Annotated in this window: 26 protein-coding genes and 1 pseudogene; 8 read left to right on the forward strand and 19 right to left on the reverse strand. The window is 61.4% G+C overall.

Annotation, left to right across the window (positions count from 1 at the left end; genetic code table 11):
• Positions 1-22 precede the first annotated feature (22 nt).
• The 10 genes from JAO73_RS19780 to JAO73_RS19825 form a co-directional block, all read right to left on the reverse strand.
• A complete protein-coding gene (locus JAO73_RS19780) occupies positions 23-673 on the reverse strand; it encodes a TMEM175 family protein (RefSeq protein ID WP_198979004.1) in 651 nt (216 codons plus the stop codon).
• Positions 674-676: 3 nt separating this feature from the next.
• Positions 677-964: a hypothetical protein gene (locus JAO73_RS19785; RefSeq protein WP_198979005.1), complete on the reverse strand. Its 288-nt coding sequence runs from the start codon at positions 962-964 to the stop codon at positions 677-679.
• A gap of 65 nt (positions 965-1029) precedes the next feature.
• On the reverse strand, positions 1030-1236 hold the full coding sequence (locus JAO73_RS19790) for a hypothetical protein (protein WP_073112413.1): 207 nt from the start codon (positions 1234-1236) through the stop codon (positions 1030-1032).
• 116 nt (positions 1237-1352) lie between these two features.
• The gene (locus tag JAO73_RS19795) at positions 1353-2069 is read right to left on the reverse strand and encodes a substrate-binding domain-containing protein (protein ID WP_233169304.1); all 717 of its coding nucleotides are present in this window, start codon (positions 2067-2069) and stop codon (positions 1353-1355) included.
• Between the two features lie 61 nt (positions 2070-2130).
• Positions 2131-3087, reverse strand: coding sequence for a molybdate ABC transporter substrate-binding protein (locus JAO73_RS19800; RefSeq protein ID WP_019949220.1), 957 nt, complete (start codon positions 3085-3087; stop codon positions 2131-2133).
• Positions 3088-3140: 53 nt separating this feature from the next.
• A complete protein-coding gene (locus tag JAO73_RS19805) occupies positions 3141-3635 on the reverse strand; it encodes a DsrE family protein (RefSeq protein ID WP_019949221.1) in 495 nt (164 codons plus the stop codon).
• Positions 3636-3709: 74 nt separating this feature from the next.
• Positions 3710-4840, reverse strand: coding sequence for a c-type cytochrome (locus JAO73_RS19810; protein ID WP_019949222.1), 1131 nt, complete (start codon positions 4838-4840; stop codon positions 3710-3712).
• Between the two features lie 140 nt (positions 4841-4980).
• A complete protein-coding gene (locus tag JAO73_RS19815) occupies positions 4981-6051 on the reverse strand; it encodes a YeiH family protein (protein ID WP_019949223.1) in 1071 nt (356 codons plus the stop codon).
• Between the two features lie 227 nt (positions 6052-6278).
• A complete protein-coding gene (locus tag JAO73_RS19820) occupies positions 6279-6680 on the reverse strand; it encodes a hypothetical protein (protein WP_019949224.1) in 402 nt (133 codons plus the stop codon).
• 126 nt (positions 6681-6806) lie between these two features.
• Positions 6807-7718, reverse strand: coding sequence for a LysR substrate-binding domain-containing protein (locus tag JAO73_RS19825; protein WP_022821614.1), 912 nt, complete (start codon positions 7716-7718; stop codon positions 6807-6809).
• 104 nt (positions 7719-7822) lie between these two features.
• Here JAO73_RS19825 and JAO73_RS23515 point away from each other — a divergent pair.
• Positions 7823-8158, forward strand: a pseudogene (locus tag JAO73_RS23515) (recombinase family protein).
• 211 nt (positions 8159-8369) lie between these two features.
• On the opposite strand, the gene JAO73_RS19840 reads toward JAO73_RS23515, so the two are convergent.
• Entirely contained in the window at positions 8370-8558 is a 189-nt protein-coding gene (locus tag JAO73_RS19840) for a recombinase family protein (RefSeq protein WP_206986350.1), read from the reverse strand.
• A 138-nt stretch (positions 8559-8696) separates the two neighbouring features.
• On the opposite strand from JAO73_RS19840, the gene JAO73_RS19845 reads away from it, so the two are divergent.
• From JAO73_RS19845 to JAO73_RS19860, 4 genes are all read left to right on the forward strand, one after another.
• Positions 8697-10370 carry a DUF4158 domain-containing protein gene (locus tag JAO73_RS19845; RefSeq protein WP_198979007.1) on the forward strand — a complete coding sequence of 558 codons (1674 nt, stop codon included), beginning with the start codon at positions 8697-8699 and terminating at the stop codon, positions 10368-10370.
• 110 nt (positions 10371-10480) lie between these two features.
• Positions 10481-11254 carry a restriction endonuclease subunit S gene (locus JAO73_RS19850; RefSeq protein ID WP_198979008.1) on the forward strand — a complete coding sequence of 258 codons (774 nt, stop codon included), beginning with the start codon at positions 10481-10483 and terminating at the stop codon, positions 11252-11254.
• A gap of 41 nt (positions 11255-11295) precedes the next feature.
• On the forward strand, positions 11296-11859 hold the full coding sequence (locus tag JAO73_RS19855) for a hypothetical protein (RefSeq protein WP_198979009.1): 564 nt from the start codon (positions 11296-11298) through the stop codon (positions 11857-11859).
• 57 nt (positions 11860-11916) lie between these two features.
• A complete protein-coding gene (locus JAO73_RS19860; RefSeq protein ID WP_198979010.1) occupies positions 11917-13395 on the forward strand; it encodes a class I SAM-dependent DNA methyltransferase in 1479 nt (492 codons plus the stop codon).
• A gap of 53 nt (positions 13396-13448) precedes the next feature.
• Here JAO73_RS19860 and JAO73_RS19865 read toward each other — a convergent pair whose 3' ends face one another.
• Positions 13449-13817, reverse strand: a complete 369-nt coding sequence (locus JAO73_RS19865) for a hypothetical protein (RefSeq protein ID WP_198979011.1) — start codon at positions 13815-13817, stop codon at positions 13449-13451.
• A 1180-nt stretch (positions 13818-14997) separates the two neighbouring features.
• Between JAO73_RS19865 and JAO73_RS19870 the strand changes: the two genes are divergently transcribed.
• Positions 14998-15927 carry a replication initiation protein gene (locus JAO73_RS19870; protein WP_198979012.1) on the forward strand — a complete coding sequence of 310 codons (930 nt, stop codon included), beginning with the start codon at positions 14998-15000 and terminating at the stop codon, positions 15925-15927.
• A gap of 306 nt (positions 15928-16233) precedes the next feature.
• Here the strand turns inward: JAO73_RS19870 and JAO73_RS19875 are convergent, their stop codons facing one another.
• The 6 genes from JAO73_RS19875 to JAO73_RS19900 all read right to left on the reverse strand — a co-directional run bounded on the left by JAO73_RS19875 (position 16234) and on the right by JAO73_RS19900 (position 22032).
• Positions 16234-16530 carry a hypothetical protein gene (locus tag JAO73_RS19875; RefSeq protein WP_198979013.1) on the reverse strand — a complete coding sequence of 99 codons (297 nt, stop codon included), beginning with the start codon at positions 16528-16530 and terminating at the stop codon, positions 16234-16236.
• A gap of 38 nt (positions 16531-16568) precedes the next feature.
• Positions 16569-17909 (reverse strand): Fic/DOC family protein, encoded by a 1341-nt coding sequence (locus JAO73_RS19880; protein ID WP_198979014.1) that lies wholly within the window; start codon positions 17907-17909, stop codon positions 16569-16571.
• A 91-nt stretch (positions 17910-18000) separates the two neighbouring features.
• Positions 18001-18258: a hypothetical protein gene (locus JAO73_RS19885; protein ID WP_198979015.1), complete on the reverse strand. Its 258-nt coding sequence runs from the start codon at positions 18256-18258 to the stop codon at positions 18001-18003.
• A 76-nt stretch (positions 18259-18334) separates the two neighbouring features.
• Positions 18335-20473 (reverse strand): TraM recognition domain-containing protein, encoded by a 2139-nt coding sequence (locus JAO73_RS19890; protein ID WP_198979016.1) that lies wholly within the window; start codon positions 20471-20473, stop codon positions 18335-18337.
• Positions 20474-20513: 40 nt separating this feature from the next.
• Positions 20514-21539, reverse strand: coding sequence for a DUF5712 family protein (locus JAO73_RS19895; RefSeq protein ID WP_198979017.1), 1026 nt, complete (start codon positions 21537-21539; stop codon positions 20514-20516).
• 4 nt (positions 21540-21543) lie between these two features.
• Complete coding sequence (locus JAO73_RS19900) at positions 21544-22032, reverse strand: hypothetical protein (protein WP_198979018.1); 489 nt, start codon at positions 22030-22032, stop codon at positions 21544-21546.
• A gap of 695 nt (positions 22033-22727) precedes the next feature.
• On the opposite strand from JAO73_RS19900, the gene JAO73_RS19905 reads away from it, so the two are divergent.
• Positions 22728-23456 carry a ParA family protein gene (locus tag JAO73_RS19905; RefSeq protein WP_198979019.1) on the forward strand — a complete coding sequence of 243 codons (729 nt, stop codon included), beginning with the start codon at positions 22728-22730 and terminating at the stop codon, positions 23454-23456.
• Between the two features lie 536 nt (positions 23457-23992).
• Complete coding sequence (locus tag JAO73_RS19910) at positions 23993-25003, forward strand: hypothetical protein (RefSeq protein ID WP_198979020.1); 1011 nt, start codon at positions 23993-23995, stop codon at positions 25001-25003.
• Here JAO73_RS19910 and JAO73_RS19915 read toward each other — a convergent pair.
• On the reverse strand, positions 24993-25283 hold the full coding sequence (locus tag JAO73_RS19915) for a hypothetical protein (RefSeq protein ID WP_198979021.1): 291 nt from the start codon (positions 25281-25283) through the stop codon (positions 24993-24995). The two genes, JAO73_RS19910 and JAO73_RS19915, sit on opposite strands and share 11 nt — an antisense overlap.
• Positions 25284-25346 lie beyond the last annotated feature (63 nt).

The following is a 25346-nucleotide window of genomic DNA, read 5'->3' on the forward strand; positions in this document are numbered from 1 at the left end:
CCATTTGGCCCCGATGGGTTCTTCAGTCGCCCAGCCAGCGGTCGGCCACCAGGCCCAACGCGTAGTTAAGCTGCACCAGCAGCAGCAGCCCCGCCCCGGCCGGCACGCTGAGCAAGCACAGGCCCGCCGCTGCCGCGTACTGCACCTGCATCAGGCCCAGGCGGCGCACCAGGGCCCGGCCCACGGCCGCGTGCTCGGGCCGCAGCAGTCCGTGGCGCTGGGCGTAGCGGTAGCTGCCCAGCAACGCCCCGCCCAGCAGCAGCAGGTTGGCCCAGTACACCAGCACGGCCCCGCGCAGGGGAAAATGGGTGGTGAGAAACGCCGTGGAAAAGGGCAGCAGCCCCACCACCAGCAGAAAGGCAATGTGCCACCAGGCCAGCCGGCGGTCGCTGCGCGCCAGGTAGGTGAACTGCGTGCTCTGGCACACCCAGAAAATGCCCAGCGAGAGAAACCCCAGCACGTAGCCCCCGATGTTGGGCAGCAGCGCCCGCAGGGCCGGCCCCACGTCGGCCTCGGTGCGCACGAGGGCGGCGGCCGGCACCCGCAGGTTGAGCACGAGCAGGGTCATGGCGATGGAAAACACGCCGTCGCTGAGCGACTCGATGCGGCGCAGGCTCTGGCCCGCTACTTCAGTGTAGGCCAGGGGCGGTGCGTGGGACGAAGACTGGGCCATCGGCTAGCGCGGCGAACCGCCCGCCCGCCGGGTTTTGCGCGGGGCGGGGGCCTGGCGATGGTCCAGCCGGTCTTCCTCCCGAACGAGCTTGGGCTCTTTGCTCAGGCTTTGGCCGTGGTTCACGCGGCCGTCGCGCATCATGCGGCGGTTTTCGCGCAGCAACTTGTTGTCGGTTTTGCCTTCTTTTTTGAGCATTTTGCCGCCTTCCTGGCCGTGACCCGGTGGGTTGATGGCGGTGAGCAGCAGGCCGGTCAGGGCGAGCAGGCCGGGGAGTTGAGCGAGACGGGTCATGGGGTTTGGATGATGGAGAAGCGGTTGCCGCAGGTACGGCGGCCCGTATTTTCAAACTTGCTTTGTTAGCCCAGCTGCAAGCGAAACAGCGTGGAAAGCGTGCCCGCCACCAGAGCCCAGGCCATGCCCGTAAGCAGGTACTGTTTGGCAATGGTCTTGGGGTCCTGGCTGAATACGTAGCGAAACAGCCAGTGCGGCGTTTCGTGGTCGGCCGGGGGGGCGGCGGGCAACGGGGTGCTAGGCACCGGCATCGGAAGCGAAGGAATAGCCATGCGAATGCGGGAAAGCAAGGTGGAATAGTGAAAACCAAGAGCCATTTGCCCGTCCTGCTGAGCGCAGCCGAAGCAGGACGTTCTTCATGTTTGCTTTCCGGCCGCCAACGCCCGGCCTATTCCCAGCCGTTGCGGCGGAAAATGGCGTGCCCGTCGGCCGACTGCAGAAAGGCCACGAACTGCCGGGCCGCGGCGGCCTGCGTGGTGCGCTGGGTGAGGGCAATGGGCGTGCCCCGACTCACGCGCTGGTCGCGGGGCAGGCGCACGAGGGCCGAGCCGGGCAGGCGCGGCTGCCAGGAGGCATAGGTTATCCAGGCGTCGTAGTCCTGGGGCTTTTGCTGCCAGAGGGCCACGGCCTCGGCGCTGGTTTTGACCGACGTTTTGGTGTTGTGCTGCAGGTTGCTGATGAGGGCGCTGCTGCGGGCCATGTCCTCGGTCATGCCCATCTGGCCGGCCCCGTTCACGTCGAGCAGGCGCACGCCGGGCCGGGCCAGGTCTTCGAGCCGCTTGATGTGCAGCGGGTTGCCGGGGCGCACCAGCACCGCCGACTCCCGGGCGTAGAGGCTGGTGCGGCTGGCTTCGTCGATAAAGCCGGGGTGGGCCAGCGCCGTTTGGGTGAGCATGTACTCGGCCCCGCCGTACACCAGGTCGGCGTCCTGCTGCGCCTGGGCCAGCCACTTGGGCTCGGGGCCGGCCGTGACGGCCACGTCCAGGCCGGTTTGTTTGGTGAAGGCGGCGGCGCATTCCTTCATGGCCGTGGCCGGGCCGCCGGGGCCGTACACGTGCAGGGTTTGGGCGGCGGCCGGCGCGGCCGCGAGCAGAGCAGGAGACATGAGCAATAGAGCGAAGCGGCGGAGCCGGGTAAGCGGGGATGTTTTCATGGGTATTAGCGCGTTACTTAACGGGCGGCAAAAAGCCGTATTTCTGGTACACGGCCTGCCCGTCTGGGCTGTTAAGGAAGGCCACAAAGTCTTCGGCGGCCTTGGCGTGGGGCGCGGCTTTCATCACCCCGGCCACGTAGTTGGCCATGATGTTTTCCTTGGCCGGGATGGCCACGCTTTCCACCGGGTGGCCCAGCATTTTCTGATAAAAGGCCTCCGTGTACCACACCGGGGCCGCGTCGGACTGGTCGTAGAGCACCCGCAGGGGCGACTGGCGGTGGTGAATCTGGGTCAGGTAAGTGCTGCCGGCTTTCACTTTGGTCGTCATCACGGCCGTTTTCAAGGCCGCGCCCCCGGCCTTCTCGTACGATTCCTCGATGCGCTTGCCGATGCCTTCCCATTCGGGGTTAGGCATGCTCACGCGCACCTCGGGCCGGCCCAAATCGCGCAGGCTGGTCACCTTCTTGGGGTTGCCCTGGCGCACGAGGATGGCCAGCCGGTTCTGGGCGTAGCTGGTGGTGCGGGCAAACCACTCCGGCGTCATATCCATGCGGTTTTTGCCGGCCGCGTACACGTCGGGCTTCAGCTCGATGCGCAGGTTGCCTACTACCAGGCTGCCCTGCGTAATCTGCTTAGCCAGGATGCCGGGCGGCAGCGTTTCCACGAAAATGCGCACGTACTCGGGGTGGGCCTTGCGGAACTCCTTCAGCAAATCATCGAGCACCATGAACTGGTTGCCCCCGAAAAACACCACCAACTGCGGGTCCACCACGTCGCCGTAGAGGTCGGGCGCGTTGTCGATGCCCGGCACCGTGAAGGGCACTCCAGCCTGAAACGGCGCGTTCCAGGGCGGGTCAAAGCGGTGGGCCGGCTCGGGCGGCGTGGGCTTTTGGATAGGCATGGTCTGGGCGAAAAGGGCGGCCGGGGCGGCCAGTGCCAGCGCCAGCAGCAGGTGCGGAAGGGGTTTCATGGGGTTGGGTAAGGAAAGCGGAGAAAAGCACAAAAGCAGCGGAGAGCCCGGCGCTACGGATGCACCAGCGACCAGCCCTGGGCCTGCCGGATAATAAGCTCGCCGTTGCCGCTGGGCACGTAGGAAATCAGCGGCAGCAGCTCGTCCTTGCTCATTTTCCTTTCCTTCAGCGTGTTCAGGCACTGGGCCAGAATCACGCCTTTCTGCTTGAGGGCCGTGAGCTGGGCCTCGTAGGGCTGGTCCTTGCGGTAGAGCGTGGTGCCCCCGCCGAAGGCAATCAGCTCCACGGTGAGCTTGCCTTTCAGCCGGCTGTCCTCCAGCGCGTTGCCGATGTTACGCAGCGTCTGCTGGATGAGCTTGGGGTCGTCGCTGTCGAGCTGGTAGATGACATGGTACTGGGCCTGGTCGGCCGTGGCCCCTTGGAAGGCACCTTTTTGAAAAGCTTCGCGGTCATGCATGGCGGTGGCGTTGCGGGTGGCGGGCGTCTGGGCGCGGGCCGAGAGGGTGAGGCCGGCGAGCAGCGCGGCGGTCAGCAGCAGGTGTTTCATGGCAACTGGGGAAAGGGCACCACCGAAGCAGCGCGGTGAAAACGAAAGGGGTGAAACTGGAAATCGGTGCGGGGCTACTCGCCGCCCTTTTTGCCCGCTTCCATCGCCGCGTAGGGACCAAACTGGTGCTGGTGCTGCGTAAACCGGTCGGCGTAAGGCGGGTAAGGGCAGTCGGCGGGCTTCTTTTTCAGGTTGGGGTAGTCCTTTTCCAGGTGGGCCATGCGCGGGCGGGGCAGCGAGTTGATGTAGGCCGCCACGTCGTAGGCGGCGTCATCGGTGAGGATGCTGTGCTCGGCCGTGGCGCCGAAAGGCATGTTGGCCTTGATAAAGCGGGCCGCCGTTTGCAGGCGGTGCATGCCGGCCCCGTCGTTGTAGCTGTCGGGCCCCCACAGCGGCGGGTACTGGTAGCCATCGGCGGCCAGCGTGCCGTTGAGGCGGCCCTGGCCATTGGCTCCGTGGCAGCTGGTGCACTGCTGGGCGAAGACGATTTTGCCCTGCCCGAGATTCGCCTCGCGGTTGGGCATGGTGAACTTAACAAAACCCTGGCCCTTCACCTTCTCCCCCACTGGCACCTGGCGGCCCAGCCATTTCATGTAGGTGATGATGGCCTTCATCTCCTTGCCGTCCACCGGCAGGGGCCGGCCGTTGAGGCTGCGCGTCATGCACCCATTGATGCGGTCCTCCAGGGTGCTGATGGCATCCTCGCGCCCTTTGTAGGTGGGGTAAATGCCCCAGATGCCCACGTAGGGGGCCGAAAACGCCTTCTGGCCGGCCTGCAGGTGGCAGTTCTGGCAGGCCAGGTTGCTGCCGGCCAGCCGCAGGGCCGGGTTGGCCACTTGCGGGCCGAGGTAGTGGGCGGTGTGGGCAATCAGCTCGTGGCCGTAGCGGATGAGCTGGCCCTCCGGGTCGGGCTTCACGCTGTCGAGCACGAAGCGGGCGGGCTGGAAGAAGTTGGTTTTGCTCCCCACAGCCCCCCCGGCAACGTCAGGCAAGCCCGCCGCAGGCCCACTCGCAGCGGCGGCCGTCGTGGCCGGGGCATCGGCCAGCAGGTCGGGCGTTTTGGGGTTGAAGACGACGATGTAGGCCGTCACGGCTACTACCAGCACCATCAGGGCAATCACCCAGGTCAGCAGGCCAGCGATTTTGATGAAGGCCTGCTTGTCTTCCGGCTGCAGCCGAGGCGAGGGGTCGGGAGTGGTTTCCATGAGGCCAAGGAAAGAGGTGAAACAGGCGGCAATGGCCAGCCAGCGCGCAAAACAACTTGTTTTGCGGAATGCAGACAGTCAATTAGTTAAATCGGGCAAAGCAAGCGCTACCATTCGGCCGCTCTGCCCCGTTCAGGCGGCTAGACCGTGTGCAGAATCACGTAGAGCGAGCCGGTCGAAATCACTACCCAGAGCAGAATGCCCAGCACGTAGGGCTTTATTCCCACCGAGCGCACCACCTTGGCCGAGAGGCCCGCGCCGATAAAGAACAGCGTCACCGTGAGGCCGATTTTGGCCAGGTTCACCATCACCGGGCCCAGGGGCTTGGCGGCGGGAATAAAGGTGTTGACCAGCATGGCGGCGATGAAACCAAAGATGAAGTAGGGAATTTTCACCTTCACGCCCTTCTGCTTGAATAGCATGGCCGTGCCGATGGAAATTGGGATAATCCAGAGGGCGCGGGCCAGCTTCACGGTGGTGGCCACTTCCAGGGCCTGGTTGCCGTAGGCCGCCGCCGCCCCCACCACCGAAGAGGTGTCGTGGATGGCAATGGCGCACCACAGGCCGAACTGGTTCTGCGTCATGGCCAGGGCGTGGCCGATGGGCGGGAAGGCGAATAGGGCCACGGCATTGAGCACGAACACCGTGCCCAGCGCCACCGACATTTCCTCGTCCTTGGCCCGCAGCACCGGTCCGATGGCCGCGATGGCCGAGCCGCCGCAAATAGCGGTGCCGCACGAAATCAAATGCACCACGTGCTTGCCCAGCCCCAGCCACCGGCCCACCACCAGGCCCAGCAGCAGCGTGCCGAAGATGGACACCACCGTGAAAATGATGCCCTCCTTGCCGGCCTGCACCGCCGCGTGGGCATTCATGCCAAAGCCCAGCCCGATAACCGAGAACTGGAGCAGCTTGGCCGTGGCCTGCTTGGTTTGCGTGGTGAAGGGGTTGCCGATGGTTTGGGCCAGCAGCAGGCCCAGCGCCAGGGCAATGGGCGGCGAGGCCCAGGGCGTGAGGCAGAACACGAAGAACAGCACGAACACCACCTGCTTCAAGGTGAAGTCCTGCCCGAACACCACCCGGGGCGTGTGCAGGTGGCGGAAGAAGCCGGTGGTTTCGTTGAATTCGGGGGCGGCGGTTTCCCCGGCCGGGGCAGGGGCGGGCAGCGGGGTGGAAGCTTGAAGCGGCGTGGGCTGAACTGGGAGGGCCATGAGCGGGAGGGGTTTGTTTCTGAGGCAAATATACGGCGTTGCCCACCGATTGGATTATCCAATAGTATTATCCTGCATAACCAAAGGTTATTGATTGCCCGGGCCGAGCCAGGGTGGCGCGTCCGTTTTGCGTGGCCAAGCCGGCCGCCGCGAGGGCTGGAAACGCCAGCGGCCGGCTCGTGGTGTACGAGCCGGCCGCTGGACGGATGAACTACTGGCCTGAGGGCTTAGAAGCCGGTTTGCTCGTCCTTCAAATCGAATACGTCGCCGCCAGCGTAGCGCGGGTCGTCGAGGGCGTAGGCGGCGCGCTCTTCGGCGTCGCTGCCCCCCTCGGCTGCGGCAATGGCTTCGGGGTGCTGGTTTTGCTCGACGTGCCCGCGCTGCAAATTTGGGTCAGCAATAGCACCGGGTAGGCAGTATTGCTCGGTGGCTGAGGCATTTTTGCCGCGAAATTCGCTGAACTCGTCGGGGTTGTCGTTCGAGCCGTCGTTGGTCGGGGCCTGGTAGTGGCGGGGCGCGGTGGGGTCGGCGGGGTGGCCGAAGTCGCCGTAGTGCGGGGTGCCATCGTGGGCGGCCGGTTCGGCGGCGGGTTGCGCATCGGTTGGGGCGGGCTGCGGAGTGTTTTCCATGAGTATAAGTAAGTCGGGTGAAGATGGGCGAACCACCCGGTCCGCACTACGCTGCAATGGTACGTAAGCTGCTCATAAAGTGGTGCTTTCAGCGGATACCGAATAGTTATCCAGCATCACCATTTTTTATTTGCCCCCCTTCAGCTGCCCCTGCACGAAGCTCAGGAAGCGCTGCGCCGGCCGGGCCAGCACCTGTCCCTGCACCGATACCGCCTCGAACTGCCGGGCCAAGTGCAGCCCGGCAATGGGCACGATTTCGAGCAGCCCGGCCGCCAGCTCGCGGTCCAGGGCCCGGCGCGACACGAAGCCCAGGGCGGTGGGCGCGGCTTCGAGGTAGCGCTTGATGGCCTCCGTATTGTCCAGGTAAATGGCCACGGGCAGGGCGCTGAGCTTGATGTGCTGCGCCCGCAGGGCAAATTCGAGGATTTCCAGCGTGCCCGAGCCCCGCTCGCGCAGCACCAGCGGGTGGGCCAGCGCCTCGGCCAGGGGCAGCGGGGCGGCGGGCGGGCCGCCGGGTGTGGCGCGGCGCACGGCCACCAGCTCGTCGGGCAGCAGCAGCTCGTAGTGCAGGTCGTGGCTCTTGGTGCGGCCCTCCACGAAGCCTAGGTCCAGCTCGCCGCGCAGCAGGGCCTCGGCAATGCGCTCGGAGTTGGCGTTCAGAAACGAGAGCTGCACCTGCGGGTAGCGGGCCTGGAAGGCGGGCAGCAGGCCCGGCAGCACGTACTGGGCCAGCGTGGTGCTGGCCCCCAGGCGCAGGCGGCCGGCGGCCTCGTCGGGGTCGCGCAGGGCCAGCAGCTGGTCCTCCAGCTGCTGCTGAGCGGCGGCGGCGGCATCGGCGTGGGCGTGCAGCAGGCGGCCGGCCTCGGTGAGGGTCACGCGGTTGCCGCGCCGCTCCAGCAGGCGCTGGCCGTACTGTGCTTCCAGCTCCCGGATGTGCTTGGTAACGGCCGGCTGGCTCACAAACAGCTCCTGGCCGGCCTTGGTCAGGCTCAGGTGCCGGGCCACAGCGGCAAATACGCGCAGACGGAAATCGGACATGGCGGCAAAGTACGCAGATGTGACATTTTGATATGGACAACTAAAGGTCGCGGGCGTAGACCGCCTGATTTGGGAAAAAATCAGCGGCACGCTCACAGCGCCCGGTGCTCACCGAGCGGCTGGCCACGTTGCGTGCCGGGGACACGGTGACTTTAGCCCGCCTGAACCGGCTGGGCCGCAACAGCACCCACATCATGTAGGTGGTGGCCGCTCTGCACGCCCGGCAGGTCCGCTTCGTCGCTCTGGACCTAGGCATCGATACGGCCACCCCGGCCGGGCGGGCGGTCTTGGGCCTCTTCGCCGCGCTGGCTGGGTATGGCCGCGAGAGTATCCATGAGCGGGCGACGGCGGGCATGCGACCACCCACGCAAGCAGGCCCTTGCAAACGGCTGGTGCAGAACGTAATCGTCTGTTGGAATTGCCTTTGTCCCAACCAGTAGCTGCTTCATGCCCCGGCGGCCGAGCGCTAGTCCGTGGCAGATTGATGTACTGCCAGCTCACGGGCGAGCTGGCAGCACATCAATCTGAACGGCGAGTTCGATTTCTCGGACGACGCCCTAAAAGATTCACTCCCCTTCGATTTGGAGGCCCTTTTTGCCTTCGACTGGGAGTCTCCTGCGGCCCCGCCCGTTTAACCTTTGTACCAAACTTTTAACCAAGGCCAACCTTGGCCAGCAGCTCGGGCAGGCGGCGCTGCCCGGCGGTGCGGCGGGAAGACATTTCTACTTCAATCCACTCGTCGAGGGTCCAGCGGTGCTCGACCAGATAGCGGGCGATGAGGCTCTTCTGGCTCTCGGCCGATTGGGCGCTCGTGGAGACGCGGACGTAGCCAAATAGCATGGGCAAAACGGGCAGGTTAGCGATAAGGTAAATGCGCTTCGTAAAGGTACCGGTTTTCGATGCCTTTACATGGACGTTAACGCTATCATTGGTGGGTAGAAATAACGGTCGTTTATACCATCGCCTTCTGGGTAGCTTATGGCCACGCACCTGCGGATTCACCTGGGCAAGGAACGTGAGCTCTACGAGCAGCCCCCGCTGGTACCAGCGGCCGAGCAGGCCCGGGTCTTTGCCGTCCCGGATTGGGCGGATGCGCACCTGGCCCGGATGCTGGCGCCGGCCAACCGCGTCGGGTTTGTCTTGCAGCTGGGCTACTTCCAGATTAGCCAGCGCTTCTACGTGGCCACCCGCTACCACGCGGCCGATGTGGCGTACGTGGCCCAGCAGCTGGGCCTGGGGCCCGCCGACTTTGACCCGTTGCGCTACGCTGATGCCCGCTATTATGCCCACCAGCAACTCATCTGCGAGCAACTGGGTATTGCGCGGTTCGAGGCGGCCGCCACGGAGCGTTTGTACCAGGAGGCCGTGCGCCTGAGCAGCCAGCACCTCAAGCCGTCGACTGTCTTCGACTACCTGGTGCTGTTTCTGCACGAGCACCGGCTGGAACTGCCCACCTACAACACGCTGGCCGACCTCATCACGCGGGCCCTGCTCGCGTTTGAGAAACGGCTGCTCCACCGCTTGCAGCAGCACCTGCAGCCCGGCGAGCAGCGCTTGCTGGACCGGCTGCTGGCCGCCGACGACCCCGACGCCCGCGAGGCGGATGCGGACCGGCGCTACCCGCTCACCTTTCTCAAGCGCATCCGCCAGGGCCTGCGGGCCGGGGAAATCCGCGAACGGGTCACCCATTTCGCCTCCCTGCGGCAGCTCTTTGAGCAGCTGCAGCCGTTCTGGCAGCGGTTGCGCCTCTCCGACCAGGCCGTCACCTACTACGCCGAGTACGTGCTGCGGGCCCAGGCCGCGCAGCTCTACCGCCGCGACGAGCGGCGCTACCTCTACCTGCTCAGCTTCGTGGTGCACCAGTACTACGAGCTGGGTGATGCCCTGGTCGATACGCTGCTGCAAACCATGACCAGCGCCGCCAATCAGTGCCGCGAGCAGGTCAAGGAGACGCTTTACCAGCAACGCACCGCCACGCAGCAGCTAACCAATCAGGTCACGGGCCGGGGCTACCGGCACCTGCAGGCCCTGACCCAGATTCGCGCCCTGGTCGACGCGCCCGACGTGCCGGCCGAGCAAAAGCTGGCCCGTATCGACGCGCTGCTGCAGCGCCACCAGGTCACGGCCGCGCAGCTGAGCGAAGACCACCAGCAGCTGGAGCAATTACGCCAAGCCACCGAGCAGCAGGCGGGCGAGGCGCTGTTTCACGAGGCGTTGGCCGGGGCGTCGCTGCGCCTGCAAACCAAGCTCGGGGCCCTGGTCAAAGCGCTGGTCGTCGACGAAGCGACCACCCGCGCCGACCTGTGGCGGGCCGTGCACTACTACCAGCAGCACGACGGGCACCTGGGCGCGCAGGTGCCGCTGGACTTTCTCTCGCTCACGCAACGGGCCTACGTCCTCGATGCGCAAGGTCGGTTACGCACCTCCCTTTATAAAGCCCTCCTTTTTTTGGAGATGGCCACGGCCATCAAGTCCGGCCAACTCAACTTTACGTGCTGTTACCAGTACCGGGCGTTTGAGCACTACCTGCTGCCGGCCGCGCAGTGGGCCAAGCAGCACGAGGCCTTGCTGGAGCAGGCGGGCCTGAGTGCCTGGCGCGACTTTGCCACGGTCCAAACGACCCTACAGGCGCAGCTGAGCAAACCGGCGTAGGGCCGAGTCGGAGGTTTTACCCTATTTGTTTAACAACACCCTGGGAAGCCGTTCAGGTCGCCAAGCGCGGCGGGCAGCTGCCGTTGGGAGATGGGTGGAAATCGAAGTATGTGGAGCCGGAAGCGGTGGATACGGAAGAACTGCCGGAGCTTCCCGCAGGATGGGCTTGGGCAAGTCTACCAGAGCTTGGTGAATTGAACCGCGGAAAATCAAAGCACCGGCCTCGTGACGATAAACGCCTTTACGGCGATGCTTACCCTTTTATTCAAACCGGTGATGTTCGTCATGCAAATGGCGTTATCAGGTCTTATACCCAATCATATAGCGAGTTTGGATTAGCCCAGAGCCGTTTATGGCCTACAGGGACCTTATGCATCACCATCGCGGCGAACATCGCTGAAACCGCGCTACTAGGGTTTGATGCTTGTTTCCCAGATAGTGTTGTAGGTTTTCTCACCCCTAAAAATCACAGCAATATCAAATTCATCGAATTCTTCTTGAGAACCGCCAAGGAGAACATCGAGCGTTATGCACCAGCCACCGCACAGAAGAACATAAACTTGGAAATCCTCTCCAAGGTGGGTGTTCCTGTTCCATCCTTAGAGGAGCAGAAGCAAATTGTAGATGAAGCTGAAAGCCGCCTCACTGTGCTCGATGCGCTGAGTAAGACCCTCGCCGACGAGTTGAAACGCGCCGAGCGCCTGCGCCAGAGCATCCTGCACCGCGCCTTTACCGGTCGCCTCGTGCCCCAGGATGCCACCGACGAGCCGGCCGCTGCGCTGCTCGCGCGGCTCCAGAATGAGTCCACGGCCCCGCCGAAAGCCCGCAAGGCCCGGGAGCCCAAAACCTCGCCGGCATCAAAGCAGCTCTCCATGCCCTTATAGGCGCGTGCCTGCTTCTGGTTACCTTACCCCTTCCTAACCCCATGCGTCTTTCAACTCTTCTGGCCCTGGCCATTCTGCTGGCTCCGTTTCGCGGCTTCTGCCAGAGCTACTCCTCGCTGCGCTCCCATTTCGTGGACGCTCTGTTTAGCGACGACGCGGACCGGTACAAGCACGATGTCGAGTCGTTCATCAGCGAGCCCGAAAATGCGGCGCAGAAAGCCGATGCGGAGGCGCTGCTGTCGGTGTTCAAGCTCCTGAACGATGACACCAGCGAGCAGCCCTACGTGTGCCAATTCAACCAGATAATGCGCGAGGTGGGGCTGAGTTATAGCGCCGCGGCCACGACCAACCCCTACCTGCAGGTCCTCAAGGTGAAGGTGAACGGCCGCTACGTGGTGATTTTGAAAAACACCCACCGCCAAAGCGGCTACATGGCCAATTTCACCGGCGCTTCGCTCGATAAAACCAGCACCTCGCGCATCAGCCGCGGCATCGGTCTCTACAGTTGCGCCCGCATGACCCGCACCGACAAGCCCTTCTCCTACGCCTACGTCGGCGCCAAGAAGAGCGAGTACCTCTCCAACGAAACCGTCCCCTGCCCGTAACGGCCGCCCCTTATCACCGGTCCCCGTACGGGGCCACCCCTCTTTGCCACCTACGCCATGCTCCACCCAACCTTGAATGCCACCGCCCAATCCCTCGTCCAACGCGTCTGGGGCTACGCCACCGTGCTCCGCGACGACGGCGTGGGCTACGGCGACTACGTCGAGCAAATCACCTACCTGCTCTTTCTGAAGATGGCCGACGAGCAGGCCGGCGCGCCCAACGCCCCGGCCGTGCCGGAAGGAAAGGACTGGGCCAGCCTGCGTCCCCTCGAAGGCGACGCGCTGGAGGTGCAGTACCGCCACCTGCTCACCGACCTGGGCAAGGAGCCCGGCATGCTGGGCGTCATCTTCAAGAAGGCCCAAAACAAGATTCAGAACCCGGCCCGCCTCAAGCACCTGCTGGCCCTGATTGACCGCGAGAACTGGTCGGGCCTGGGCTTCGACGTGAAGGGCGAGATTTACGAAGGCCTGCTGCAGAAGAACGCCGAAGACGTGAAGGGCGGCGCCGGCCAGTACTTTACCCCGCGCCCGCTCATCCAAGCCATTGTGGAAGCCGTGGCCCCCGCCCCGGGCCAGACCATCTGCGACCCGGCTTGCGGCACGGCCGGCTTCCTGCTGGTGGCCCGCGACTACCTCGTCGACACCCACGGCAAGGACTTGGACCGCGAGCAGCTCAAGTTCCTGCGCGACCACACCTTCCACGGCACCGACATCGTGGACTCGGTGGTGCGCCTGGCGGCCATGAACCTGTACCTGCACGGCGTGGGCTCGACCGAAAGCCCGGTGCAGAACCGCGACTCCCTGCTCTCCGACCCCGGCGAGCGGTACGACTTTATCCTGGCCAACCCGCCCTTCGGCAAGAAGAGCAGCATCACGGTGATGAGCGAGGAAGGCCAGACCAGCAAGGACACGCTCAGCTACGAGCGCACCGACTTCGTGGCCACCACCAGCAACAAGCAGCTCAACTTCGTCCAGCACATTTATACCATCCTCAAGGTGGGCGGCACGGCCGCCGTGGTGCTGCCCGACAATGTGCTATTCGAGGGCGGGGCCGGCGAAACCATCCGCCGCAAGCTGTTGCAGGACTGCAACGTGCACACCCTGCTGCGCCTGCCCACGGGCATCTTCTACGCCCAGGGCGTGAAGGCCAACGTCATCTTCTTCGAGAAGCGCGCCGCCGCCGAGCAGGCCCAGACCAGGGAAATGTGGGTGTACGACCTGCGTACCAACCAGCACTTCACTCCCAAAGGCAACCCGCTCACCCTGGCCCACCTGCAGGATTTCATTCAGTGCTACGGCCAGCCCGGCCAACGGGCCCAGCGCCAGGAAACCGAGCAGTTCCACCGCTACGAGCTGGCTCAGCTGCTGGCACGCGACAAGGTCAACCTCGACATTTTCTGGCTCAAGGACGACGCCCTGGAAGACAGCGCCACCCTGCCCGCCCCCGACGTGCTGGCCCTAGAAATCACCGAGAACCTGCAGGCGGCGCTGACGCAGTTTGCGAGCATTGCGGAGGAGCTGGAAACTGAAGTTTAAGTAAGTAGAACCTTAGTGACTGTTGGAGCAATTCACCAACTGCCCTCGCTTTCTTAAGTCTTGAAGGTTTTAAGCCATAGGAGTTGCGTCTGAAACGAGGCCAGCGCCTCGGCATCCGTCAACACAAAACAAGGGGTCTTACTTGTAGGGGGAAATCGGAGCAGTTGCGTCGGCATGTCTAAGCTACCGAGCACGCGCTGCACTAGGCGCGGCTCTTCGCGCTTGAGTTTGCCGTTTTTCAGGTTGACGATGTTGGTGTAGGTAAGCTGATGGGCCTCACAAAAAGGCTTCAATTCCCCACTGCCCAACATTTTTAACCTTGATTGGGCATAGAGCAGTGCATCAGCATAGGAAACAGTCAAACTCAGGTCTGGGAATGGAAGAGGGGCAACGTCGGCCTGGCGGGTTACTTCTTCAGTCATGTGTGGTGTATCTTCTTCCTGGCTACGCCGTGCGGGGCTCAAGAGTAATTGTTAAGGTCAGTCAGGACGGTAACCGTGAGGTGCTTTTGGCGCAAAGGAAACAAGTCAAAGCGGTTCGACCTACGTCCCAATGCCCTTCAGAGGCACGTAGAAGCCACTTGTTAGTGCTGATATGCTTACTGCCGCCTAGTTGCAGTCCAGGAAACTTGATAATGCCTCGCTGCGCTCTTCTTTAGCACTTCAAAACCTACTACCAGATGATGCTACCCCGCATTTTGGCTTATAAAACCTATTAGTTCACTTACCTGCTCAGCTGAACTGTAGGCCGTCAAGCCTGCTAAAAAATAGGTTTTATAAGCCCAGAGAGTCCTGTGAGCATTGTTATCATGCCCAGCGGCCCCTTCCTGGTCTGTTTCGGGTGCTGCTGAAGAAGCTGTCGAGAGCATCTTATGAGACTTATAAAATCTATTAATGAGCCGTCTGTAAGCTTTCAGCGTAGTATTTGACTTACCTTTGAGTTATACAGAAATGCTCTAATTAGTAGAAAAAGGTAAAAAAATCTTTAAAAAGTGCAATCCCATTTTGTGCTTGTTTAGACTCCCTTTTTTGTTGTTTTCGTTCGGGTATCGCCCTAAACCACCACTTTATAAGCTTTTGTACTTCAGCTTCAACAAGCTTGTGAGTATTTTAAGTATTTAAAGTATTTGCAGGGCTCGCAACTTTTTGTACCTCAGCGTCTTAAGCAGCTTTAGTAATAGGTTTTATAAGCCAACTAATAGGTTTTATAAGCCGGGTAATAGGTTTTATAAGCTGACTAATAGGTTTCATAAGCCAAACTAATAGCTTTGATAAGCTAATTAATAGGGCCAGAATCCGGGACTATCACTACCCCTCCTTTCGGCGAACTAATAGATTTTATAAGTCACGGGTAGTTAGTGGTTTTCGAGACTCCCTGCTGGCTGGCTTCCAACTAATAGCTTTTATAAGTCTAACTAATAGCTTTTATAAGCCTCGGCAAAAACTCGCGGCGGGCTAACTAATAGGTTTCATAAGTCTAACTAATAGCTTTTATAAGCAGGTGAAGCTACCAGCTTTCCGCTTACTCATAGATTCAGGATTTGGCTCTATTAGTTTCCGATTTAAGCCGTATGTTTGCTTTGTTTCACCACAGTAGCTGCGTATGGCCGCGCCCGAATCCACCGTCCCGATAGAAATTCGGCAGCATAACGCGCTGACGACGGCCCGCTACGAGATGAGTGCCTGCGAGATGGACATCGTCTTCTCGCTGCTCTCCAAGCTCACCAAACAGGACAAGTCCGGCACCATCTACGAAATCCGGGTGCAGGAGCTCATGGAGCTGACCGGCCGCACCTGGAACTACAAGCAGCTGCTCGAATCCACGGAGAACCTCAACAGCCGGGTCTACCACATCGAGACCGGCAAGACCCTGCTGCAGGTAAGCCTGTTGGCCTCGGCGCTGTACCGCAAGGGCGAGGGCACCATTGAGTTGGAGATATCCGAGCGCATGCGCCCCTTCCTGATTGACCTGAAGAGCAACTTCACGTCTTACCGGCTGCAGGCGGCCTTTAGCCTGAGCAGCAAGTACGCCAAGCGCATCTACCAGCTGGCCTCGCAGTGGAAGGACATAGGCGAAACCAAGACCTACTCGTTGGATGAGTTCAAGGGCATGCTCAAGCTCAAGGACCCCGCTGGCAAGGAGCCCGAGCAGTACGCCCAGATTTCCTCGCTGCAGAAGTACGTGCTCGACGTGGCCACGACGCAGATAAACGAGCACACCGACCTGCGCATCAAGTACGAGCTGCTTAAGAAAGGACGCTCCTTCCAGAGCATCAAGTTCTACGTCAACACCCAGGTCCCCCAGCAGCTGCCCATCCCCTTCGAGCTGGAGGCGGATGACGCCAAGGTGCAGCTGGCCCGCAAGCACCTGGAAACCCTAGGTATTGCCGAACCTAAGCTGGTGCAGGACATCCTGCAGTCGACCAAGCACGTGGATGCCTTGTTTGCCTTCATCTACAAGCTGAAGACCGATAAAATCAAGGCTACCAAGAATCCGGGAGGCCTTTTCCTGAAAATGCAGGGCCTACGCTAGCAGGCTTGAAATCGGTTCCTTTTGTCGCCCACTATTTGGTGGTATAGCAAAACTGTTACTCCGACATTTCCAGCTGCATCCACGAGCGACGGGTACCACAAGCGGTGCATTCCATCAGTAACTCCGTAGCGTGAGCATACCGCTCTAGCACCTCCACATGGGCGTGTAGCGTCTCCTGTCGACAGGTGGCACAGGGTAGCAATTCAGTAGCCTCAAGCTGTTCCTGCAGAAACTGGAGTTCATCATCCTTCATCGGTGCCAAGGTAGCCATTAGCTGCGGTTGAGTGTAGACTACTCTTCACGCACCTAGTTTTCCCGGGCAGCTAAGGCCTCCTTGGCTTGAGCCAAGTTGAGCAGATACTGCCGGGACAAAGCAGGATTTTCGCGGTGGGCCCAGGCCCTAGCCCGACGCGCCTCATCAATCGGACCTTTGGGCAGACGCGGCGGCTCCGGCGTGGGCCAGTGGCAAGCGCCCTGCCGAAAGAACTCCTCAATCGCCGCCAATAGCGTCAGCGTGCGCTCAGCTTGCTGCGGCCACTGGTCCAGTAGCTGCTCCAGCTCCCAGCTGGCTGCTTCGTACTCGGCTTCGATGTAGAGATTCATAAACGGGTCGAAAGGTTGAGTATGGGAATACCGGGTGCTTACCGTTCGGGGCCATCATTGTCCCGGCCCGGCGCTGGTGGGGCTACACTCCGCTGTGTTTCCTGCAAACTGCGCCCGGCACCACGCAGGGCAGTCGCGTCGTCGGTCAGTGCGGGTATCTTCTCCGCCCTAGTTAAAGCCTCGCTCACCGCCTGCAAATTGGCGCCGCCCAGGTAGGAGGATTTCTCGACAGCCTTGGCTGCCCGCGACAAGGAATCGGCCGGCCCGGGGTAGCCCTGTTCCTCCAGTCCCTCGACCAACCGCTTAGCGGCTTGCACAAACGCGGCTGTCCCCGCGGGCGGTGGTGCAGTAGTAGGCAAAGCCGGCGGGGACACCAGGGCTTTCGTTGGCTCCGGGAGCTGCAAGACCGCTAGCGCGACTCCAAAGCGCGCCGCCTCGCGCTGCGACTGCGGGTCCTGAAAGCGTTTGTCCTGTACGACCTCCTGTAGCAGCTGCTGCAGGCCGGTTCCATGCTGGGCCATGCCCGCCGGCGGGTTGCGGTCGATGTCGAGAACCTGGCTCAGCAAGGCGTCCGCGCGCTGGTTGCGCCGGTAGTCCACACCGGCCACCAACTGCTGCAGGGCCGGGGTGGCGGCCACCAACTCGCGCAGCTGCTCTATCTGCCGGACAGCGGGGGTCGGTCCGTCAGGCAGGGGGCGGGCCTGGCTGGGGTGGCGAGCCGCCTCGGCTTCCGGCCCGGGCAGGGGCGTGGTGTTGCGGGCAAACAAGTCGCGTAGGGCCTGCAAGTCCTTCTCGCGGTGCGGCGCTCCGTGCATACTCACAATGCCCTGGTCCCGGGCGGGGTTGAGCAGTTCGTGCTCCCGGCTAAAGTCAACCCGATAGCCCGCCTGCTGCGCCAGCTCACTAAAAGCGGCCTGCAGGGTGCGCCCGTTGCCCTCGCGGAAGGCGTGTACGTGGTTGTAGTGGTCAAAGTAGTAGGCCGCCCGCTCGGCAAAGGCGGCCGAAGTGGGCAAGCCCTTAAGGTTGTTTTCCTGCTTGAGCTGCTCACCAAGCGCGTTGAGGCGCTCGTCGATGCGCTCGTAGGACGCGAAGTGCATGGGCCGCTCCATGCCCGGCAAATCGGCCGCTTTGACCCCTTGAAAAGCACCCTCCCGGCGGGTCTGTCCGGCCCACTCAAACGTGTCCTGGAACAGGTACTGGTGCGTCGCGCGCAGCCGCGCGGCATCGAAGCTGTCGCCTTGCGGGCCGCGGCCGGCGGCCAACTCCGAGAGCCGGCGCAGGGAAAGGCGCTTGGTTTCCCGGTCCAGCTCGTCAGGTTCGGTGAGGCCGAGTCGGTTGTAGAAAACGCCGGTTTCCGGATTGGTGAAGCGGTCAGTCATAGGCGTGCCGTGCCCGGCGCTCGGCAACCGAGAAACGCCGGGGCAAAACCGCGCGGCGCTGGTGGCCGGGCTGAGGTGTCACGAAAAAGAATTACTTGCTTACCGCGGCGGCATGCGCCTGGCTCGCGATGAGCTGAGCGCGGTATTCGTCGTGACGCGCTCCCACGTAGTCCAAGTCAACGAGCCCAGCTATGTACTGCTCGTGCAGCGCGGCCTGCCACTCCGGTACTTCGTAGGAACCCTGGCTGCGGGTGATGCCCAGCGACTGGCTGATGATAAACTGCCGCTGCTCGCGGGTCTGCTCGCGGGGGCCAAACTGCGGGGTCGGATAGGCGGGCGTTTCCATCATGCAAAATACGTAAATGGGAGGAAATAGAGGCATTTAATTAACAAAAAATCGGCCCTGAAGGTGCCTCAAATGCCGCCTAAAGTATGGGCTCATTGTCCGGCATCTGGCCCGGCTTGAGGGTGTTAGCGTACTGCCCCACAATGCCGGCTACGTCCTCGCGTATCAGGGCAAAGTTGGCCTGAATGACGGCCTGCAGGGCGCCGACCGCCTCGGCTGCGGGCTGGCTCCCGGCCTGCCGCGCCGCCCGGCGCTGGCTCAGCCAGTCCCGGCTGGGCTCCTCCCCTGCTGGTGCCGCTTCCAGTACCGGCGCGGGCCCGCCCTCGAACGTGGCCAAGGGGTGCAGCGGGTAACTGCCCGGCGTGGCCTGACGTGCCACTTTCCCCTGGAAAAAGGGCTGCTCCGTTTCCACGGTCTGCCCGATGAACTCGCCGGTCTCCAGCGTAATGGTATCCTGCAGGCGCACCAGGTTGCGTTCCTGCCAGCTCACGCTCTGGTTGCTGCTGCTTCCCGCGCCGCGGGCGCCGCCGCTTTGGCTACGGCCCAGGCTGGCCGACACCATCTCCCGGTCTTCCTTGCCCACAAGCTCCGACACAAATTTGGCAGTTTCCAGGGAGTTGACCTTGCCGAAAAACTGGTTATTGAGGTTGCTCACCATCACCTGCATCTTCTCCCGGCCATAGGCGTCAATCATCTGGCTCAAATCCTGAGTCATGTAAATCATGGCCACCTTGTTGCTGCGCGCCGTGGCCGGTATCACCTCCAGGTTGGGCACGTAGATGGTGGCGGCCTCGTCGAGAAACACGTAGCTCGGGTGCTTGTGCTGCTGGTTCATGAGCTTCAGGGCCACGGCCACGATGCAGCTAATGACCGGCGAGAAGGTTTCCTTGAGCGTGGGGTCGTTGCCCACCACCAGCACCTTGGGGGCTTTTTTGTCGTTCAGCTCCAGGCTGAACCCCTCCCCTCTCGCCTCGTCGGGCGTGAGCACCCAGGCAATTTCCGGCGAGTTGATGCGGGTGAGCACAATCTGCAGCGAGGCAATGACGCCGGCCACCTGCTTCTCAGCCCGCTGCTTGACGGCCGTAGTGATGGAGCGCACCATATCCCCGCACTCGGGGTCCGAGTCGAGCATGCTCAGCACGTGGGTAAAGTCCGGGTGCAGGGCCGTGTTCACCACGTGGGGCAGGGTGCAGAACGTGGGAAAGTTCTTCTTGTAAAACCAGATGATGGCCGTGAGAAAAGCGTTGGCGCTGGTGTCAAAGAAGTCCATCTTTTTGATGCTCTCCGGGTTCAGGTTGGCCATGATGGCGCGGGCGTACTCGTTGGCGTACGCCACCACCGGCATCTTGTCGGCCCGCAGCGGGTTCACCCGCTCGCTGCGTTCCAGGTCTTTAAAGTTGATGATGTGCAGCTGCACTTGAGCGGGCTCCTGCCCGGCCGCCCTGGCTTTGGCATCGGCCAGCACAAAAGCCTTCTGCGCGGCCTCGGCCAGCACTGGAAACTTAAAGTCGTAGATGAGGCCGGCAAAGCCCTTCTCGGTGAATTGCTCAATCAAAGGCTCACCGATGGAATACGACTTGCCCGCCCCGGCGCCGCCCAGCACCAGCGTGCCCCGGAACGGGTTGGGAATGTTAATCCAGCCCCCGTCGGTCGTGGCCAAACTAAAGCCGTGCTCGGACTGCTGCTGCTGGCGCTCGGTGCGCAGCCCAAACCGCTCGGTTTTGTGCAGGGCTCGCACCACCCCCGCAACCAGGCCCGCGCCCAGTACCAGCCCGGCGGCCGTGGGGTAAAGCCAGGCGATAACGCCCGCCGAAAACGACGCCAGGGCCAGCAGCAGCGTCCCGCTGAGTGAACCCACTCCCGCGGCCGCCAGCTGCACGCGCCGCAGCTGCAGCTGCGTGGGCTGCCAGCGCCGCTGCCCGGGCCGGGCGGGGGGCATTTTCAACAGCACGGCCAGCAGCCCCCCTCCTACTAGCACCGCACCGCGGACCAGTAGGCCGTAGCGCCGATAGAAGCTCCCCAGCCCGCCCAGCAGCCGGGTGGTAATCGAGGTGCCCAAGTCCGCTTTCGGGCCCGCAGCGGACGCGGCCCCCGCCACCAGGTCCGGGTGGGTCAGAAAGTAGTACTCGCCGCCGGCCAGCACCATCAGAAGGAAGGTCAGGCCGACGTAGAAGCCAGTCAGGCGGTGGTTGCCCGGCTGCCGAGGGGCGCTCATCATGCTCATGCAGAGTTTAGCTAAAGGGTAGGGTTTGATTGAATCACAGCTCGGCTTCCCACTGCCCGCGCCGACGCGGCTCGCCAATGTCTTCGGTTATCACGTGCTCGGGGCCTCTGTTGGCGCGCAGGACTTGGTGCAGGCTGTGCAGGGCCTGCCGCACCTGGTGCCCGGTACCGGAGCGGGCCGGCTCCTCGCGCCCCGTGGCCAATAGGTGGTAGGCGTTGTCCAGCGGCTGCCCTTGCCGGGCCCGGTCTTCCAGCCGTCGCAGCCGGTCGTAGAAAATGGGGTCGTAGCCTCGGGCCTGCGCGATGCGCTGCACCCGCTCCGCCTCCAGGCGCTGGCTTGGGTCCGCCTGCCGGTTTAATTGCTCGACACGCTCTGCAATCCGCGCGTTGCGTTTCGGGTTGGGCGCGGAAACGGCGGGGGCCTCTTTCCGTTTTGGGGCCGGACCCTGGTACTGAAACTGCCGCTCGAATTGCACCCGGGCCTCCTCCTGCCAGTCGCGCAGACTGAACCGGCTCACGCGCCCGCCGGGGTTGAGCGTGACGCGCTGACTCCGGTCCCGGGCCGAGACCACCACGTGGATATGGGCCTGCAGGCCGGGCCGTGGCTGGCCCGTTTTGGCCTCCCCTTCCTTCACGGCCGGGTCGGTGCCGCGGTGCGTGCGCTCCTGGTGAATAATGGCGCCCCACACCAGGTCTTCTTTGCCCACTGCCCCACCATCTTTCAGGCGGAAGTTCGCCGCGTAGGCCGCCATCACCTCCCGGGTGTAAGCCTGCAGCTTCGCCTCATCACCGCCCCCGATGTGGGCCAGCTCTTCCGGACTGGGACTAAGAACCAGGGAGTAGAAATTGGCCTCGCTGGCCCGCAGTCCCTTCACGTTGTTATCGAGCGCCGCCAGTACGAATTCCCGGTCCAGTGCCTCCCGCTGCCCGTCAAAGAAGTGCGCTTCCTGGCCGTTTTGCCGGGCCTCGTGGGTCAGGTAATTTAAGGCCTGCGCCGCACTGCCCTGGTTATTATAGGCTTTCTTGCCGCTGGCTTTGGGGTTAATTAGCTTGGCGTGCATGGCATTATTTCCCGTTACCAGGCTGTTTATTCAGCGACTTAATGTTCAGGGCCGCCATCCCAGCGGCAGTAGCTTCCGCAATACGCTCCTGATTTTTGCGCTGGATTTTATGCAGGGTCTCCCCTCCTTCCGGGGCCAATAAATTCTCCACGACTCGCAGTGTCTGCTCCTGCACGGCTTGCTGCCGCAGCTGGGAACGCACCATTTCCAGCAGCAAGCCCCTCTCCTGCTCCTGCAGGTAGGAGAATACCCGGTCGCCTAGTCGCTTCACTTCCGCCATGATGAGCTGCCCTTCCCGAGCCTGGGCTTCCACCGGGTTCAAGCTCCTTTCGGCAAAGTATCGAATGGCTGCGTCGGCGTATTCTGTGCGGGTTAGGCCCAGCCGGGCCGACTCCGCTCCTACCAGCCGGTGCGCCGGGCCGCTGACCGTAAGGTGCTTCACGGCCGGGCCCGTGCTCGCCGGGGACAACGATGATGGTTTTTGGTCCTGCATAGCTAATTTTTAACTGCTAGCTGCTGTCTGTTAAGGTTTTAGAGCTTCATTTTATTCTTTATCAACTCTGTTGATAAATAACTACCCTTTAATCAGCGCGTTAGCGCAATTAAAGGGTAGTCTTCTTGCTAACTACCCTGCTACCTTCTCTATTGGCATTTGTGAGGCTTATTGCTTGCTGACTAGGTCGATTTCGGCTACCGCTGCCTCCCCCGGTGGGCCGTGGTGATTCTGCTTTGGGTTGGAGCACGCTGTTCTGCTAGTGAGAGGTTAAGTCTGGTGCTTGTTCGGTATGACCTGCCGCACCGGTACTGCGCAGTTAGAAGGTTATGACCCCTTTTTATTATTTCTTAGGAAACAAGGAAAATAGAAACTATAACCTTGCATCCCTGCCGCTTTACGACCCGTATTCGGGTTTGTTTCTTAGGATTTTAGGAAATAAGTTTCTTAAGAGCTTTTGATAAATGTTTACTGAGAAGTTGGTAAACAATGATTTTTGTTTCCTTTGTTTTATGTTTTCTAAGAAATAAGTAATCCGAGAAATCAAGTAGCTTATTTCCTCGTAATATGATTGCTTTATTTTCTAGGAAACAAAAAAACAAGTTTACAAGTAAGTTTGAAAACTGAGAAATAAGATGCTTATTTTGCAACCAGCCAACGCCCGTTGCGGCTTTACCCGTTAGTTCCCCCGTTTTATGAAAATCATCTGCGTTGCCAACCAGAAGGGCGGCATTGGTAAGAGTACTCTCATCACCGTACTGGCCGGCGCTCTGGCGGCCGACTATGGCTACCGCGTGCTCGTGGTCGATGCCGATTCCCAGCAAACCCTGGCCGGGGTGCGCCTCACCAACGACCAGCCCAGCGTGGAGCAGGAGCGCCTGGCCGGCACGCTCGCCGAGCCGGCCTTTCCCTACGCCCTGGAATCCGTGGGCATGGGGCAGGTGTACGACCGGCTTGATGAAGTCAGCGACGACTACGACGTGGTGTTCATCGACGTGCCGGGCCGCTCAGACGACACGGCCATGATTGACGTGCTCAGCGGCGCCAACGTGGTGCTCGTGCCCGTGGGTGCCTCCGACGCCGAGCGCCTGGCTACGATTTCCTTTATGCAGCTGCTGCAGGAGATTTCCCGGCTCTCGCGGGAGCAGGGGCTGGACTTCCAGTTCTTCGGCGTGCACTCGCATCGTACCAACCTGAAAGAGGAAAAGGACATGGACGAATTCACCGATGCCCTGGGCTTGCCGCGCCTGCAGGCCTCGCTGCGCCAGCTCGGCTGCTACAAGCGTCTCTCAACCCGCTACAGCTACCTCAACCCGGCCTACCGGCGGGCAGTGGGGGCCGATGCTGCCGTGGAAGCGGAAGTGCGCGCCCTGTGCGACGAACTGATTGCCCGCGCCCAACTCACCTCTGAACTCGTATCGTAATGGCCAAGATTCAACGCCTGAAAATCTCCACGGACGAGAAAATGTCCATGCTGCGCGGGCAACCCGGCCACATGCCGGCGGCCCCAGCCACCCCGGAGCCAGCGGCCGCAGCCGCGGCACCCGTTGCAGCCCCTGAACCAGCACCAGCGCCAGAGCCGGTGGTGGTGGCCGCTCCGACCGTAACGCAAGCTCCGGCAGTAGCAGCAGTACCAGCGCCAGCCGCTCAGCCCGTAGCCAAGCCGCAGCTGGCCGCTGTAGCACCGGAAGCCCGCAAGGGGAGGGGCCGCCCCCCCAAGATACAAGCACCGGCACCGGCGGAAAGTGGGGCTGTGGGACTGCAACCTTCCTTAATTCGCCTGGAGGGGGAAACCCAGCGGGCCGCCTTGGCTTACATCCACGAGGAGCTCATGCACCACAGCCGGCGGGTGTACTTGAAAGAGCTGGTCGATGAAGCGGTTAACTACTACCTGCAGCACGGCCCGCCTGCCAAAGGCAAGTAGGGAAGGGGGGGTGATTCATAATGTATTCCGCAAAGTATGCTGACAACAATTCCACAGCCAGATGACTACAAGAATGTGGGCATTGAGTGCTTAATCCAAGCATACAAGGGTATTTACACTGTCGATAACAGCGAGATGCGTCCGGGTGTAGACAGGGGCGACATCTGGAAATACCATGAAATCGTCTTAAGAACATCGATTGTTCTAATACATCAGGGCATTGAACTTCTGCTTAAATCTGAGGTGGCAAGAAAGTCCCCGCTTCTACTCATAGACCAGAAGAGGGGGGAATGGAAGACCCTTCCTAATAGCGGAGACGAGAGCTTCACAGACCTTTATACAATCGCCGGGAATGACCTGCTGCGAACATTCTATGCTTGCATTCAAGCCGGTTCAATAAGTGAAAATTTTGTAGCTCATTTTGAAGACATCAGGGTTAAAAGAAACAAGATTGTCCATAGCATAGGAGGGGAAGAAATATCTCCAGAAGACGTATTAAAGCTGATTCTTTGGACTTTCACCTACCTGCTGGGCCAAGACAGCTTCTGGGAATCAGTGTTAGATAAGTTCTATAACCATCCGGGACATGACGTAGGTGATATGGAATTGGAGTTTGAAGAAATTCAGCAATACATCCACATCGCCTATTTAGAAGGAATTCTTGGTAGAGGAGAACTCAATAATCACTTTAAAATCGACTTAAAGTCAAGAAGGTATCATTGCCCTGACTGTTCTGCTAGAGATGGGGTCTTGGTCAGAGGGGATGGAACTGTAGAAGAATACCCCTCAGGAAAATGGGCTTTTCTTTCACCTAATGCTCCAGATTCTACAGGTCTAGAGTGCCTAGTATGCCGTGAGTATTTCGAAATCGAAAGAAAGGACTGTGTTCCAACTGAAGGTGAGCCCTGTAAGGGCAACGTCATCTATTTAGATGAACCAGGAGATACTGATGAGGACACTGGGGAAGTATACGAGGAGGACTCGTACATATGTCTTTCCTGTATGCGTGACCAAAGCACCGAAACTAAGCAGGTACCTACTGAATAGTTTGTTCACCCTCGCTAAGTCTGGCTGCTTGGACTTCGGATAACACTACCGCGAGAATATCTTCAACAGGCTCATCTAGTAGGTTTGCAACCCGCAGCAGCTCGGCGATGGTGAGCGTGGACGGGTCGGCCTCGCGCTGCTTGATGGTGCGGTAAGTCATCCGCAGGTGCTCCATCAACTCGCGCTCTGTGAAAGTGTAGCGGCCGTGGCGAAGCAGGTCGGTAAAACGCCGCGCCGGCTTCGGGGCATCGGTGGGCGGTAGGGGAGGGGAGGCACGCATAGAGAACCGATAAGGAAGCATGGGGGAGGACCGGAGACGGTGGAACGGTACCCCACCGCCCCC

Origin of the sequence: Hymenobacter miniatus (assembly GCF_016427455.1) — a bacterium.
Taxonomy (GTDB): Bacteria; Bacteroidota; Bacteroidia; order Cytophagales; family Hymenobacteraceae; genus Hymenobacter; species Hymenobacter armeniacus.

Coding starts and splice junctions, on each gene's coding strand:
- JAO73_RS19910 (WP_198979020.1), top strand. CDS start 23,993: ATGCTGACAACAATTCCACAGCCAGATGACTACAAGAATGTGGGCATT.
- JAO73_RS19895 (WP_198979017.1), bottom strand. CDS start 21,539: ATGCACGCCAAGCTAATTAACCCCAAAGCCAGCGGCAAGAAAGCCTAT.
- JAO73_RS19860 (WP_198979010.1), top strand. CDS start 11,917: ATGCTCCACCCAACCTTGAATGCCACCGCCCAATCCCTCGTCCAACGC.
- JAO73_RS19880 (WP_198979014.1), bottom strand. CDS start 17,909: ATGACTGACCGCTTCACCAATCCGGAAACCGGCGTTTTCTACAACCGA.
- JAO73_RS19820 (WP_019949224.1), bottom strand. CDS start 6,680: ATGGAAAACACTCCGCAGCCCGCCCCAACCGATGCGCAACCCGCCGCC.
- JAO73_RS19810 (WP_019949222.1), bottom strand. CDS start 4,840: ATGGAAACCACTCCCGACCCCTCGCCTCGGCTGCAGCCGGAAGACAAG.
- JAO73_RS19865 (WP_198979011.1), bottom strand. CDS start 13,817: ATGACTGAAGAAGTAACCCGCCAGGCCGACGTTGCCCCTCTTCCATTC.
- JAO73_RS19840 (WP_206986350.1), bottom strand. CDS start 8,558: ATGCTATTTGGCTACGTCCGCGTCTCCACGAGCGCCCAATCGGCCGAG.
- JAO73_RS19815 (WP_019949223.1), bottom strand. CDS start 6,051: ATGGCCCTCCCAGTTCAGCCCACGCCGCTTCAAGCTTCCACCCCGCTG.
- JAO73_RS19890 (WP_198979016.1), bottom strand. CDS start 20,473: ATGATGAGCGCCCCTCGGCAGCCGGGCAACCACCGCCTGACTGGCTTC.
- JAO73_RS19790 (WP_073112413.1), bottom strand. CDS start 1,236: ATGGCTATTCCTTCGCTTCCGATGCCGGTGCCTAGCACCCCGTTGCCC.
- JAO73_RS19885 (WP_198979015.1), bottom strand. CDS start 18,258: ATGATGGAAACGCCCGCCTATCCGACCCCGCAGTTTGGCCCCCGCGAG.
- JAO73_RS19875 (WP_198979013.1), bottom strand. CDS start 16,530: ATGAATCTCTACATCGAAGCCGAGTACGAAGCAGCCAGCTGGGAGCTG.
- JAO73_RS19905 (WP_198979019.1), top strand. CDS start 22,728: ATGAAAATCATCTGCGTTGCCAACCAGAAGGGCGGCATTGGTAAGAGT.
- JAO73_RS19785 (WP_198979005.1), bottom strand. CDS start 964: ATGACCCGTCTCGCTCAACTCCCCGGCCTGCTCGCCCTGACCGGCCTG.
- JAO73_RS19805 (WP_019949221.1), bottom strand. CDS start 3,635: ATGAAACACCTGCTGCTGACCGCCGCGCTGCTCGCCGGCCTCACCCTC.
- JAO73_RS19795 (WP_233169304.1), bottom strand. CDS start 2,069: ATGTCTCCTGCTCTGCTCGCGGCCGCGCCGGCCGCCGCCCAAACCCTG.
- JAO73_RS19845 (WP_198979007.1), top strand. CDS start 8,697: ATGGCCACGCACCTGCGGATTCACCTGGGCAAGGAACGTGAGCTCTAC.
- JAO73_RS19780 (WP_198979004.1), bottom strand. CDS start 673: ATGGCCCAGTCTTCGTCCCACGCACCGCCCCTGGCCTACACTGAAGTA.
- JAO73_RS19915 (WP_198979021.1), bottom strand. CDS start 25,283: ATGCGTGCCTCCCCTCCCCTACCGCCCACCGATGCCCCGAAGCCGGCG.
- JAO73_RS19870 (WP_198979012.1), top strand. CDS start 14,998: ATGGCCGCGCCCGAATCCACCGTCCCGATAGAAATTCGGCAGCATAAC.
- JAO73_RS19825 (WP_022821614.1), bottom strand. CDS start 7,718: ATGTCCGATTTCCGTCTGCGCGTATTTGCCGCTGTGGCCCGGCACCTG.
- JAO73_RS19855 (WP_198979009.1), top strand. CDS start 11,296: ATGCGTCTTTCAACTCTTCTGGCCCTGGCCATTCTGCTGGCTCCGTTT.
- JAO73_RS19800 (WP_019949220.1), bottom strand. CDS start 3,087: ATGAAACCCCTTCCGCACCTGCTGCTGGCGCTGGCACTGGCCGCCCCG.
- JAO73_RS19900 (WP_198979018.1), bottom strand. CDS start 22,032: ATGCAGGACCAAAAACCATCATCGTTGTCCCCGGCGAGCACGGGCCCG.